The following is a 12,199-nucleotide window of genomic DNA, read 5'->3' on the forward strand; positions in this document are numbered from 1 at the left end:
GATGCTCAGCCGTCGAGTTCGTCTCTGCGTGCGACGACGGCCCGCGCGGCTGCGAGCGTCTGTCCGAGGAAACCCCTGCCGAACAGGCGGACGTGGGCAAGCAGGGCGAAGAGCGAATGCGCCGGCAGGTCGCCGCGCCATCCGCGGGGCAGCGGGTGCTCGGCCTCGTAGCCGGAGAAGATCTCCTCGAGGTACGGTGTGCCGAAGAGCGCGAGGAGGGCAAGGTCCTCGAGACGGTGGCCGCCGTGCGCGGCAGGATCGATGAGTGTGCCGCCGTCGGGAGTCCACATGAGATTGCCTGACCACAGGTCGCCGTGCACGCGCGACGGCGGCTCGGTGCCGGTGCCGGAGATTCCGTCGAAGGCTCCGGACTCGATGGCCTCGATCGCCGAGGTGATCGCTGAGTTCTCCTCGGCCGTCAGCTCTCCGGCGATGGTCGAGGCCGTGGGCGCCAGACGAGTGCGCACCCAGAAGTCGGAGAAGGACGAGTCAGCGGACACGGGCACCTCGAAGGGCGAATCGAGAGGACCGAACCACGCCGTGCCGGCTGGTGCCCATCCGAATGCCGCAGCGCCCGAGTCGTGCAGTCGCGCGAGCCTGCGACCGAACTCGGCTGCATCACCGGCATTCGGGCTGATCGTCTCAAGCCGGGTAAGTCGCAGGGAGTCCTCGTCGACCCCGCGAACGCCGACGACGGGCACGACTCCCGGTGCGGCAAGCCATTCGAGCCCGGCCGCCTCAGCCGCGAAGAATCCCCGTGGGGCACCGTAACGCTGCTTGATGAAATCACCCATGCCACCAGGCTATCGGGGAGCCGGAGCCTGCCGCAGTCGCTTGCTAGCCTGACACCATGAAGTATGGCGGAGTCGATCTGGCGGCCGATCCCAAACGCACCGCTCTCGCCATCATCAGTGACGACAACGGCCTCGTCATCGACGACCTTGAGGTGGGAATCGACGATGATGCCGTGGTCGATGTGATCGTGTCGACGGAGAAGGTCGGTCTCGATGTTCCCTTGGGGTGGCCTGATCCCTTTGTTCAACTGGTCAGCGACCATGCCCACCGCACACTCAGAGCGCCGCAGACAACGGGACCTGATTGGCGACGCACCATGGCGATGCGAGCAACGGACCTGGCTGTCCGCGAGCGCACGGGGAAAGTTCCGCTCAGCGTTTCCACCGATCGCATCGCTTACCCTGCGTTGCGGTGGGCAGGCATCGACGCGCGACTCAGAGCGGACGGGGTCGACGTGTCTCGGGATGGTTCTGGCCGAATCTGCGAGGTGTATCCCGGCGCAGCACTGCACTGCTGGTCATTGCCGAGCAGTGGATACAAGGGCCGTGACCGCTCCGCCGAGCGGGTGTCACTTGTGGAGGCACTCTCACGGATCTTCGATGGCATCGACTGGAATGGGAGCGAAGCCCTCTGCACCGATGACGATAACGCTTTGGACGCAGTCGTCTCGGCTCTGCTGGCGCGCGCCGTTGCACGAGGCGAGGCCACTCCGCCGCCCGTGCAACTGCAGGACCGCGTCAGTCGGGAAGGATGGATCTGGCTCCCGAGCGAGTCGAGGCTCTGAGTCCGACTCGGTCCTGACTCCGCCTACCCTCACCCCGCGACGGGATTGAGCTGTTCGCGTGCGGCCTCGAGGTGGTCGACGTCGCCGGTGTCGAGGGCATAGAGCCCCAGGTCGACCGCCGCGGTCGAGAACATCTCCGCACAGTGCTCGGCGAGTTTGGGCCACACCCTCCCGCCGTGCTCGACATAGCGCGCGACCGTCCTGTCGAACGCCTCGGGAGACACGCTCATCTGGTGGAACATGAAATCCCGCGCAGGATCGCCGACCGCCGCCGTCGTCCAGTCGAGCAGGCCGACGATGCGGGTTCCCTCCATGAGCTGATGCGCAGGGTAGATCTCCCCGTGCGTCACCGTCGACCACGTCGGCCAGTACCGATCGTCGTCGAGCCACGCCGCCCAGCGCTCCCGCAGATCCTCTGCGACCTCGAACTCCCTGACCACGGCAGCGATGTCCTCGCGCTTCTGCTGCCTCACCTCGGCGGGGGAGAGGACGGGAATCCCCGAATCGCGCACCACCGCCGGATCGACAGCATGGAGTTCCGCGAGGACATCACCGAGCGAGTGCGCATAGTCGAGCGCTTCGACATCGAAATGCCACCGAGGCTGCGCATCGTCGTCGAGGGTGAGGCCAGGACTGCCCGGCAGCAGAGGATAGGCGATGAGGCGGTCGGTGTGGATCTGCCAGTCGGGGACGTCGACGCTCAGGTGCCGGGCGACGCTGCCAAGGAACCGTCCCTCGATGTCGGCACGCTCGGTGACATCCGGGCGGCGCGGAATGCGCAGCACCCACGCTGAACCGTCGGCTGCCTCGGCGAAGGCGACACGGAAGTCCAGGCCGATCTCATCGATGGAGACCGACTCGGGAACGAGCGCGAGGCCGTGCTCGGCGGCCAGTTCGCTGATGGCGAGGGGACTGCGGGGTGACTGGTCCATCCCTCCACTGTTGCCCAGCAGGGGAGCGAAGTACAGCCGACTCGGGCCCGTCGTCCAGCTTGTGACGAACTTGTGTCATTCGGCAAGACATATGCGCAATAATGCTTGCTGGCAAACGGCATCCGTGCCACGATGAGACCACGCTGGTGTTTACCTCACCTCGATCGATGTCGATCGAGCGGGCTGAAAGGGAATAGAGACATGAACGGCACCACCATCATCTGGATCGTCGTCGCAGCCGTCGTCGTCATCATCGCCATCATCGTCATCGTCGCGCTCGCTCGGCGAGCCCGGGCCAAGAAGATGGAAGAGCGCCGCCAGCAGGCCGCCCAGATCCGCGAGGAGGTCGCCGCTGCCGCTCCGACGACGGCGGCCTACGAAACGGAGGCAGAGGCGGCACGAGCACGTGCCCGCGACGCCCAGGCCGAAGCCGACGCGAAGGCCGAGGCTGCCCGCCAGGCGGAAGTCGAATCCCTCAAGGCCGCAGCTCGTGCCGACGAATACGACACCGCGGCCAACCAACTCGAGGACTCGGCTGAGAAGTCCCGGCTCGAGCAGGAGCGCTTCCTCCAGCGTGCCGATGAGCTCGATCCGGACACGAACACCGACGCTGATCGCCGCGCCGATGGCGACGCCGATCGTCGCCGCGATGGGGACGTCGATTCTCGCCGCGATGGGGAGTGGGACCGCACGGATCGCGACGGCCGCGACGGCCGCGATCGTGACGGCCGCGATCGTGACAGCGGCTACGCTGCGGCAGCGGGAACCGGTTATGCGGCGTCCGAGAGCCGCACCTATGACACCGCCGATGGCGTCGCCTCGGAATCGTCAGACGTCCGTGGGTTCGAGACCGCGGACGGCCGCGGTTACGCCGGCACCGAACAGCGGACGTTTGAAACCGCCGACGGCCGCGGCTACGCCGGTACCGAGCAGCGGACATTCGACACCGCCGACGGACGCGGATACGCCGAATCCGACACCCGTGCCTACGAGGGTGCCGATGGTGTCGGCTACGAGACCACGGAACGCCGCGCCTTCGACACGGCCGACGGACGCGGTTATGCCGAATCCGACACCCGTGCCTACGACGGTGCCGATGGCGTCGGCTACGAGGTCACGGAACAGCGGACGTTCGACACCACCGACGAGGCGGGGGTCGACACCACTGACGGCAGGGGAGTCGATGGAGCCGACCAGCGCCGCGGAAACCCGAACGGAGTCGACCCCGACCAGTACCGTCTCTCCCGCAACCGCGGAGGCGGCGACCGCAACCGCGTCGACCCTCGCACGGATCTCACCGACGGCCCTGACTCGCGCACCGGGACGCCGAGGCACTGAGCTTCACCGAGGCACTGAGACCACAGCAAACCCCAACCCCATGCTCCACACCTAGGAAAGGACACATCATGCTCGCCACCATCCTCTGGATCATCGCCGCGATCCTCGTCATCTCCGGCATCTTCGCGATCTTCCGCAAGCAGATCCTCTGGGGAGTCATCCTCATCGTCGTCGGCCTCCTCGTCGGCCCCGGAGGCGTGAGCATCTTCGCCTAGCGCGCCGACCTCCGCCGCACGGCGCCCCGATCCGCACTCGGATCGGGGCGCTGCTGCGTCATGACGCTTCGTCAGATTCCCGCACGCATCCCTCGTTCCGCACCGAGGAGGCGGACCCCACCGAGGCGGCGGACCAACCCGAGTCCCGCCGCGGTCCGCAGAGGTCAGGCCCCCGCCTCGGCGAGGGACTCCTGACCGGCGGTGCGGTGTTCCTCCGAACCCGACTCCGACGACCCCCGCCCCAGCGCCGTCGCCATCGCCGTCCGCAGCGCGGCTTCCGGGTCCGATGGCCGGGTGGGAGCGTTCCACGCGATGATCCGGTCGGGCCGGACGAGCAGCGCTCCCGAATCGTCGACATCGCTGATCTCGATCCACCGATGCAGGACATCGTTGAAGTCCCCGCCCATGCTCACCTGCGCCGTCCTCACTTCGACGCCGAGGTCGCGGGAGACCGCCGCCGCGGCCTCAGCCCAGCCCTCATCGGCCTGGCCGGTGATGAGCGTCCATCCGGTGCGCCCGACGAGATCGAGGGTGGACAGCCGCTGACGGTCATGGTCGACCCAGGCGTGGGGCAGCGGGGCACCCGGTCGCGTCGACGGCACATGGTCGAGATCGACGTCGACGTCAGGACCTGCCGCCGGTTCTGCCGCCGGGACGATGGCGTCGGACTCGTAGAGCTGACCGAGCTCGATGCCGTGGGCGTTGAACTGGTAGTTCTGCAGCTCGATCGCCTCGATGAGCTCTCGACGGCGGTCCGGATCATTGAAGAGCGAGTCGAGACTCGCCCAGCCGTCCTCGGCCGACTGCCCGGGCGCGAAGCCGAGCGCCTTGGAGATCGGACCCATGTCGACGACGCTCTTCATCGCCCGGTCGACGACGCGCCTGCCCACCGGCTGCCGCTCCTGGCTGTACGTGTCGAGGAGCGCGTCAGGGGCTTCGCCCTTGAGGACGGCGCAGAGCTTCCAGCCGAGGTTGAAGGCGTCCTGGATCGAGGTGTTCGTGCCCAACCCGTTGGCCGGCGGATGCCGGTGCGCGGCGTCACCGGCGAGGAACGCCGGCCCGCGCCGGTAGGCGTCGGCGACGACGTGGTTGATCTGCCACTTCGACACCTGCTTGATCCTCACCTCGACGTCAGGGTCCCCGATCGTCGCCTGTGCCCGGGCGACGAGCGCCTCGGTGTCGGTGTCCGGTTCGCCCTCGGCCGGGTCGTACATCGCCAGCAGCACCCATTCGGTGAACGGCTTGACGCAGATCCACGTCCCCGACCCCACCCAGTAGTCATTGCCCGGCTGTGCCATCCAGTAGAGGGTGCCGGGGCGGTAGTCGCAGTACTTCGTCAGATCGGCCTCGAGCCAGACGTTGAGGGCCGCCCCGAGGTTGGACTCGCCGCTGAAGGTGAACCCGAACTCCTCGGCCACGGTCGACCGGCCGCCGTCGGCGCCGACGATGTACGTCGCCAGGATCGTCGACTCCTCCCCGGTGTCCCGGTTGCGCACCGTCGCCTCGACGCCGTCAGGGGTCTCGACGGCGGAGACGAGCTCCGTGGAGAAGCGGATGTCGGCACCGAAGTCGCGAGCCGCCTCGGCGATGACGGGTTCGAGGATGTGCTGGGGGATGTTGCACATCGCGCTGGGGCTGGCGACCTCGTAGTCGCCGGAGCGCGCGGTGCCGGTGCCCCACGTCTCGAGCCGCGCGATCTCCTGCCCGGCGAAGCTCGTCGCCCACACGTTGTTGCGCATGTAGGGATTCGGCGTCGCCGCGGCGATGATGGCGTCTTCGAATCCGAGGTCGCGGAAGACCTCCATCGTGCGCTGGTTCGTGATGTGGGCCCGCGGCGAGTGTGCCGTCGTGGGGTAGCGAGTGATCGTCATCGCGTCGACGCCGTCGCGGGCGAGGATCGCTGAGAGTGTCAGGCCGGTGGGGCCGGCGCCGACGACGAGGACGTCGGTGCGGACGGGAGGCGTGGTTGGTGTGCTCATTCGTCGTTCTCCTTCGGACGAGAATGTCGATCATGATCGTCTGATCGCCGAGGCGGGCGAGGACCGTCGACCAATTCAGCATAATTAATCATGATGAATTGTTGGGAACCAGAATGCCGCGCGGATCGTCATGATGTCAACCACCACGGTCGGGTACCCTCGGGACTGGCAGGCGCACACCGGTGAAGGGGAGGATGACATGGCCACGACGTCGCGGGGAGCATCCTCGTCGGTCGATCGTGCCGTCGACATCGTCGCCGCCCTCGCCGAAGGGCTCGACCCGGGACAGCGGTTGGGGACCAAGGGCGCGATCCAAGCCGAGTGCGGGGTCTCGAAGGGCACCTTCAACGAGGCGCTGCGCCTGCTCCAGGCGCGCGGCGTCATCACCCTGCGTCCGGGGCCCGGCGGCGGACTGTTCGCGGCCTCACCGACGCCGATGGCGAAGCTCGGCAGCTCGCTGCTCGCGCTCGATGCGGACTCGACGACGGTCGAGGATGCCATGCAGGTGCGGGATTCGCTCGAACCCCTGCTTGCCGCCGAGGCGGTCGACCATGGATCGCTCACTGACATCCGCGAGCTCTGGGCGCTCATCGAGGACATGCGCGCCGCCGTTGCCGCCCGTGACCCCGATCAGTTCCTCGAGGCCAACTGGTGCCTGCACCGGCGCATCGCCGAGATCACGCCGAACCAGCTGCTGCGCCAGGTCTACCTCAACATCATGGGGATCATGGACGATCACACGGTCAATGTGCTGCCCGGCCCGCACGTGCCGCTGTCGGACTACATCGACGAGCGGTTGCAATTGCATGTCGACATCGTCGCGGCGATCGAAGCCCGCGACCACGACCGAGCCGCCGAGCTCATACGCGCCCACAGTATGCACTGACGTCCGCTGTCCACGGACCCAACCCAGCAGCCCACAGCAGACAGCCCTGACCCGAAGGAGACCGGCCTGATGACACCCGCCCCGACGCTCTCCGCGCAGCTGCGGTCGAATCTCACCCGCTGGCGCCGGGACTTCCACCGGCATGCGGAGACGGCGTGGACGGAGTTCCGGACCACCTCGGCGGTCATCGGAGCACTCCGGGACCTCGGCTGGGCGACGATCTACGGTCCCGAACTCCACGAGGCCTCCGCCCGCCTCGGGGTGCCCGATGCCGAGGTCCTCGCCGCTGCCCGTGCACGGGCCGTCGACCAGGGAGCGGATCCGGAACTCGTCGAGGCGATGGGCGAGGGCTTCACCGGGGTCCTCGGCGTCCTCGAGACGGGACGGCCCGGGCCGGTCGTGTGCTTCCGCTTCGACATCGACGCCAACGACCTCAACGAACTCGCCGACGACAGCCACCGGCCGTTCGCCGAGGGCTTCGCCTCGATCAACGACGGCGCCATGCACGGCTGCGGGCACGACGGGCATGCGGCGATGGGGCTGGGGCTGGCGAGCGTGCTCACCGACATCGCCGCGGACCTGACGGGCACCGTGAAGATCATCTTCCAACCCGCCGAGGAGGGGGTGCGGGGTGCGCATTCGATCGTCGCGGCCGGGTGGTTCGATGACGTCGACCTCTTCGTCGCGACACACCTGAAGTCCGACGACGACAAGGGCAACGTCCTCACCGGCGTCGACGGATACCTCGCCTCGACGAAGTTCGACGTCAGATTCACCGGTGTCGGCGCGCATGCCGGAGGCGACCCGGAGAAGGGGCGGAACGCGCTGCTGGCGGCCGCCTCGGCGACCCTGGGCCTCCATGCGATCCCACGCCATTCGGAGGGCGCGAGCCGGATCAACGTCGGCACCCTCACCGCAGGCGAGGGGCGCAACGTCGTCCCGCGCGCTGCCCTCCTCGCCGTCGAAACGCGCGGGGAGACGAGCGAGATCAACGACTTCATGGTCGACCGCGCCGCCGAGGTCGTCGCCGGGGCTGCCCTCATGCACGGCGTCGACCATGAGGTGACCGTCGTCGGCCGCGCGGACACGGCGTCCCCGAGCCCGGAGCTGCTGCCGTTCATCCGCGCATCCTTCACCGGTGTGCCCGGGGTCGCCGAGATCCGCGACACCGGCGGGCTCGGCGGCTCCGAGGACGCGACGGCGATGATGAGGCGGGTCACGGAGCGCGGGGGACTGGCGACGTACCTCCAGATCGGGATGGAGACCTCGTGGGGCCACCACACGGAGCGGTTCGACGTCGACGAGGACATGCTCGCCGTCGGAGTCGCAGCCGAGGCACGGATCGCCCTCGACGCCCCGGAGTTCCTCGCCGGTCTCGAACGGGAGTGAGAGGCGGCGGGCCACCCGCTCACCGCGGCCGTAGTGCGCCTCGATAGACTGCGGGACATGTCGAGGATCACCTGCCCCACCCTGCGTCCCCGAGTCGTCACCGCCGCTGAGGCGGCCGCGCACATCAGGAACGGCGACCGGGTCGCCACGAGCGGCTTCACCGGATCCGGGTACCCGAAGCTCGTGCCGCCGGCGCTGGCTGCCAGGGCGAAGGACGAACACGCCGCGGGCCGCGACTTCGCCGTCGAACTGTGGACGGGTGCCTCGACGGCGCCGGAGCTCGACGGAGTCCTCGCCGAGTCGGGAGCGGTGAGCAAGCGCCTGCCGTTCCAGTCCGATCCCCGCATGCGGCAGTCGATCAACGACGGGCAGACGGAGTACATCGACACGCATCTCAGCCATTCGGCGCAGCAGGCGTGGTTCGGCTTCTACGGGAACCTCGACGTCGCGGTCGTCGAGGTCGCCGCGGTCCTGCCCAACGGCCTGCTGGTGCCCGGCAGCTCGGTGGGGAACTCGAAGACGTGGCTCGACCTCGCCGACAGAGTCATCCTCGAGGTCAATGAGTGGCATCCGCGGGCGTACGAGGGCTTCCACGACGTCTACTACGGGACGAGGCGCCCGCCCGAGCGGCTCCCGATCCAGCTCCTCGAGTCGATGCAGCGCATCGGCGATCCGTACCTGCGGGTCGACCCGGAGAAGGTCGTCGCGATCGTCGAGACGAACCACCCGGACCGGAACCTGCCGTTCAAACCGGCCGATGCGGATTCGCAGGCGATCGCCGCCCACCTCGTCGACTTCCTCCGTCACGAGATCCGCGCCGATCGGCTCCCGCCGTCCCTGCTGCCGCTGCAGTCGGGCGTCGGCAACGTCGCCAATGCGGTCATGGCCAACCTCGCCGACAGCGAGTTCGAGGGACTGCGCGCCTACACCGAGGTGATCCAGGACGGCATGCTCGACCTCATCGACTCGGGCAAGCTCACCTCGGTGTCGGCGACGGCGTTCTCGCTCTCGGCCGAGCGGGCCGAGGAGTTCAACGCGAACATCGAGTCGTACAAGGGGCGGATCCTCCTGCGGACGCAGGAGATGTCGAACCATCCCGAAGCCGTCCGCCGCCTCGGCGTCGTCGCGATCAACGGGATGGTCGAGGCCGACATCTACGGCAACGTCAACTCGACCCATGTCATGGGGTCCTCGATCATCAACGGCATCGGCGGGTCCGGGGACTTCGCCCGCAACGCCTACCTCAACTTCTTCGTCTCGAACTCGCTGGCCAAGGGCGGTGCGATCTCCTCGATCGTGCCCTTCGCCAGCCACATCGACCACACCGAGCACGACACCCAGGTCCTCGTCACCGAGCAGGGACTGGCCGACCTGCGCGGACTCTCACCCGTGGCCCGGGCCCGCCGGATCATCGCCGACTGCGCCCACCCGGACTTCCGCGACCGACTCACCGACTACCTCGACCGGGCGATCGCTGCGAACCCGCACGGTCGGCACACCCCGCACCTGCTCGCCGAGGCGCTGTCGTGGCACGAGAGGTTCCAGACGACCGGGCAGATGTGAGGCTCTGCCGCCGGGGGTGAGAGTGACTGCGCAAGCGGCGGGGGAGCCGCGCGCCCAGCGCGGGAACCGCGCGATCGGCGGGGAGGGCCTGCCTGATCTGCCGCATCCGGCGGTTCCGGCCCGCTCCCTGCCGCGGTGAGGATGGAACCGACCACTCACTCAGCGAGGAGGAACCATGACCGTGACCCGACCACCTCACGACCCCGAACTCGATGCGGCACTCGAGGTGATGCTCGAATCCCTGCCCGCGGGGACGATGAATGCCGAGACCGCCGCCGCGATGCGCGATGCGGACGGGGCACAGCTGCCCGGCCTCGACCCCGAAGACCTTGCGGCCCTCGGCGTCATCAGCCGCGACGTCGTCATCCCCGTCGCCGATGGCGCCGAGCTCGCCGGGACGATCTTCTCCCGTGCCGACCACACCGGCACCGGTCCGGGGATCTACCACGTCCACGGCGGCGGGATGGTCACCGGCCACCGCCTCCTCGGCGTGCAGCAGACTCTGCCGTGGATCGTCGAGCACGATGCCGTCGTCCTCACCGTCGACTACCGGCTCGCCCCTGAGCATCCCGACCCCTACCCCGTCGAGGACTCGTATGCGGGTCTCGTGTGGATGGCCGAGCACGCCGCTGACCTCGGCGTCGATCCCGACCGCATGATCATCGTCGGCGCGAGCGCGGGCGGCGGCATCGCCGCGGGCACCGCGCTGCTGGCCCGCGATCGATCGGGGCCGCGGCTGGCCGGGCAGGTGCTCATCTGCCCGATGATCGACGACCGTGACGCCACAGCGTCGGCGGCGCAGGTCACGGAGCGGACGACGTGGACGAGGGACAGCAACCGCTACGGCTGGTCGAGCCTCCTCGGCGATCGGGTCGGCACCGAGGACGTCTCGATCTATGCCGCACCCGCGCGGGCGACGGACCTGTCGGGCCTGCCGCCGACGTACATCGACTGCGGCAGCGCGGAGGTCTTCCGTGATGAGGACGTCGCCTATGCGCTGGGGCTGTGGGAGGCGGGCGTCGATGCCGAACTCCACGTGTGGGCCGGCGGGTTCCACGGTTTCGAGATGCTCGCCCCGCATGCCGCGGTGAGTCAGGCGTCGCTTGCCGCACGGGATTCCTGGGTGGCGAGGACGATCGGAGACCGTTGAGGTCCCAGCGGTGCGCGCCCTACCATGGGGTCATCGGACAGCGGAGCTGATATGCGCGATCTCCTCGGAAAACTCACCGCCCTCGACCCGGAGGCGAGCGAAACGCTCAAGGTCGTCGGGTACTTCGACGCCCTGACCTCCCGTGGGGCGGGGCTCGGGAGCCTGCTGCGTGCCGCTGCGGCGCTCGCCGGCTGTCCGGCGGTCGCCGAGGTGGACGGCAGGGTGACCGCGTACGATCCCGCCGGCAGGCGCCTCGCCGAGGCGGCCGACCGTCCCCGCGGATCCGTCGTCGCCTTCCGCTCCGGTGCGGTGTGGCTGGTCCGCGAGGGCAGCCCGCACGCCAACGATGCGATGATCACCGATCGCCTCGGCGTGGCCGTCGAGGGACTGGCGTCCCAGCACTCCGCGACGCGGGAGATCGAAGTGGTCGTCGACGCCGAACGGGCGGTGGCCGAGAGGCGGACGGCGCTCGTGCGGCTCGGGATCGATCTCGGCGCCTCGGTGCGGGTCATCCTCAGCGACGACGACCCGGGAGCGCGCTGGACGAAGACCGCCCCGGTCCCGACTCCGCTCGGCGTCCTCCACACGACCCTCGAGGTGCGCCCCGGCGGAGTCGCAGCAGCTGATCACGCGTGGGACGGTCACTCCCGCGTCGGCATCGGCACGTGGACCCGAGCGGACTCGGCCCCGGACTCGTGGGAGGCTGCGCTCGTCGCCCACCGCCTCCTCGGCGAGGGACCGGGAACCGTGCTCGACGCAGCGGATCTGGGTTCGATGCTCATCCTCGCCCGCGCCTACGATCCCACCTCCCCTCACCCGGACGTCACAGCCCTGGAATCCCTCGACGCGGTGACCGCAGAGATCCTGCGCGAACTCGTCGACGCCGACAGCCTGCGCGCGGCCGCGGCGCGGCTGGCGATGCACCATTCGACCCTGCAGGCCCGGCACGAGTCGATCACGACGCGGCTCGGCTACGACCCGCGCACGACCGTCGGCCGACTGCGCTACATGAGCGCGGAGTTCCTGCGCCGCCTTGGCGGGTAACCGGTCGCGCCGGCCGGCACGCGTTAACCCAACGGCGGCCGGGCTGGCCGGCACGCGCTGACCCAACGGCGGCCGGGCTGGCCGGCACGCGCTGAGCGGCGGCCGCACCAGCAGACACCGGCTG

The 12,199-nt window shown here is 69.0% G+C and carries 11 protein-coding genes; 8 read left to right on the plus strand and 3 right to left on the minus strand.

The window, feature by feature from the left end:
- Positions 1 to 5: 5 nt before the first annotated feature.
- Positions 6 to 794, minus strand: a complete 789-nt coding sequence (locus FJ887_RS15860) for a fructosamine kinase family protein (protein ID WP_137824184.1) — start codon at positions 792 to 794, stop codon at positions 6 to 8.
- A 56-nt stretch (positions 795 to 850) separates the two neighbouring features.
- Between FJ887_RS15860 and FJ887_RS15865 the strand changes: the two genes are divergently transcribed.
- Complete coding sequence (locus FJ887_RS15865; RefSeq protein ID WP_137824183.1) at positions 851 to 1,579, plus strand: DUF429 domain-containing protein; 729 nt, start codon at positions 851 to 853, stop codon at positions 1,577 to 1,579.
- Positions 1,580 to 1,608: 29 nt separating this feature from the next.
- On the opposite strand, the gene FJ887_RS15870 is transcribed toward FJ887_RS15865, so the two are convergent.
- The gene (locus FJ887_RS15870; protein ID WP_140955605.1) at positions 1,609 to 2,511 is read right to left on the minus strand and encodes a macrolide 2'-phosphotransferase; all 903 of its coding nucleotides are present in this window, start codon (positions 2,509 to 2,511) and stop codon (positions 1,609 to 1,611) included.
- 201 nt (positions 2,512 to 2,712) lie between these two features.
- Here FJ887_RS15870 and FJ887_RS15875 point away from each other — a divergent pair, with 201 nt between their 5' ends.
- Both FJ887_RS15875 and FJ887_RS15880 read left to right on the plus strand, forming a co-directional pair.
- Positions 2,713 to 3,849: a hypothetical protein gene (locus tag FJ887_RS15875; RefSeq protein WP_137824181.1), complete on the plus strand. Its 1,137-nt coding sequence runs from the start codon at positions 2,713 to 2,715 to the stop codon at positions 3,847 to 3,849.
- Positions 3,850 to 3,917: 68 nt separating this feature from the next.
- Complete coding sequence (locus tag FJ887_RS15880; RefSeq protein ID WP_009374756.1) at positions 3,918 to 4,064, plus strand: GPGG-motif small membrane protein; 147 nt, start codon at positions 3,918 to 3,920, stop codon at positions 4,062 to 4,064.
- A 164-nt stretch (positions 4,065 to 4,228) separates the two neighbouring features.
- Here the strand turns inward: FJ887_RS15880 and FJ887_RS15885 are convergent, their stop codons facing one another.
- Complete coding sequence (locus FJ887_RS15885) at positions 4,229 to 6,043, minus strand: FAD-dependent oxidoreductase (RefSeq protein WP_137824180.1); 1,815 nt, start codon at positions 6,041 to 6,043, stop codon at positions 4,229 to 4,231.
- A 199-nt stretch (positions 6,044 to 6,242) separates the two neighbouring features.
- Between FJ887_RS15885 and FJ887_RS15890 the strand changes: the two genes are divergently transcribed.
- From FJ887_RS15890 to FJ887_RS15910, 5 genes are all read left to right on the plus strand, one after another.
- Entirely contained in the window at positions 6,243 to 6,929 is a 687-nt protein-coding gene (locus FJ887_RS15890) for a FadR/GntR family transcriptional regulator (protein ID WP_137824179.1), read from the plus strand.
- Positions 6,930 to 6,998: 69 nt separating this feature from the next.
- Entirely contained in the window at positions 6,999 to 8,318 is a 1,320-nt protein-coding gene (locus tag FJ887_RS15895) for an amidohydrolase (protein WP_137824178.1), read from the plus strand.
- 57 nt (positions 8,319 to 8,375) lie between these two features.
- Positions 8,376 to 9,881: a succinyl-CoA:acetate CoA-transferase ScpC gene (scpC, locus tag FJ887_RS15900; protein ID WP_137824177.1), complete on the plus strand. Its 1,506-nt coding sequence runs from the start codon at positions 8,376 to 8,378 to the stop codon at positions 9,879 to 9,881.
- 175 nt (positions 9,882 to 10,056) lie between these two features.
- On the plus strand, positions 10,057 to 11,031 hold the full coding sequence (locus FJ887_RS15905; RefSeq protein ID WP_137824176.1) for an alpha/beta hydrolase: 975 nt from the start codon (positions 10,057 to 10,059) through the stop codon (positions 11,029 to 11,031).
- 51 nt (positions 11,032 to 11,082) lie between these two features.
- Positions 11,083 to 12,075: a hypothetical protein gene (locus tag FJ887_RS15910; RefSeq protein WP_137824175.1), complete on the plus strand. Its 993-nt coding sequence runs from the start codon at positions 11,083 to 11,085 to the stop codon at positions 12,073 to 12,075.
- The last annotated feature ends 124 nt before the right edge of the window (positions 12,076 to 12,199 follow it).

This window comes from Brevibacterium sp. XM4083 (genome assembly GCF_006489205.2).
In the GTDB taxonomy this organism is placed as follows: Bacteria; Actinomycetota; Actinomycetes; order Actinomycetales; family Brevibacteriaceae; genus Brevibacterium.

Excerpts from the sequence above, each read along its gene's own strand:
- FJ887_RS15890 (WP_137824179.1), top strand. The coding sequence starts at position 6,243 with ATGGCCACGACGTCGCGGGGAGCATCCTCGTCGGTCGATCGTGCCGTC.
- FJ887_RS15880 (WP_009374756.1), top strand. The coding sequence starts at position 3,918 with ATGCTCGCCACCATCCTCTGGATCATCGCCGCGATCCTCGTCATCTCC.
- FJ887_RS15865 (WP_137824183.1), top strand. The coding sequence starts at position 851 with ATGAAGTATGGCGGAGTCGATCTGGCGGCCGATCCCAAACGCACCGCT.
- FJ887_RS15870 (WP_140955605.1), bottom strand. The coding sequence starts at position 2,511 with ATGGACCAGTCACCCCGCAGTCCCCTCGCCATCAGCGAACTGGCCGCC.
- FJ887_RS15875 (WP_137824181.1), top strand. The coding sequence starts at position 2,713 with ATGAACGGCACCACCATCATCTGGATCGTCGTCGCAGCCGTCGTCGTC.
- FJ887_RS15895 (WP_137824178.1), top strand. The coding sequence starts at position 6,999 with ATGACACCCGCCCCGACGCTCTCCGCGCAGCTGCGGTCGAATCTCACC.
- scpC (WP_137824177.1), top strand. The coding sequence starts at position 8,376 with ATGTCGAGGATCACCTGCCCCACCCTGCGTCCCCGAGTCGTCACCGCC.
- FJ887_RS15860 (WP_137824184.1), bottom strand. The coding sequence starts at position 794 with ATGGGTGATTTCATCAAGCAGCGTTACGGTGCCCCACGGGGATTCTTC.
- FJ887_RS15905 (WP_137824176.1), top strand. The coding sequence starts at position 10,057 with ATGACCGTGACCCGACCACCTCACGACCCCGAACTCGATGCGGCACTC.
- FJ887_RS15910 (WP_137824175.1), top strand. The coding sequence starts at position 11,083 with ATGCGCGATCTCCTCGGAAAACTCACCGCCCTCGACCCGGAGGCGAGC.
- FJ887_RS15885 (WP_137824180.1), bottom strand. The coding sequence starts at position 6,043 with ATGAGCACACCAACCACGCCTCCCGTCCGCACCGACGTCCTCGTCGTC.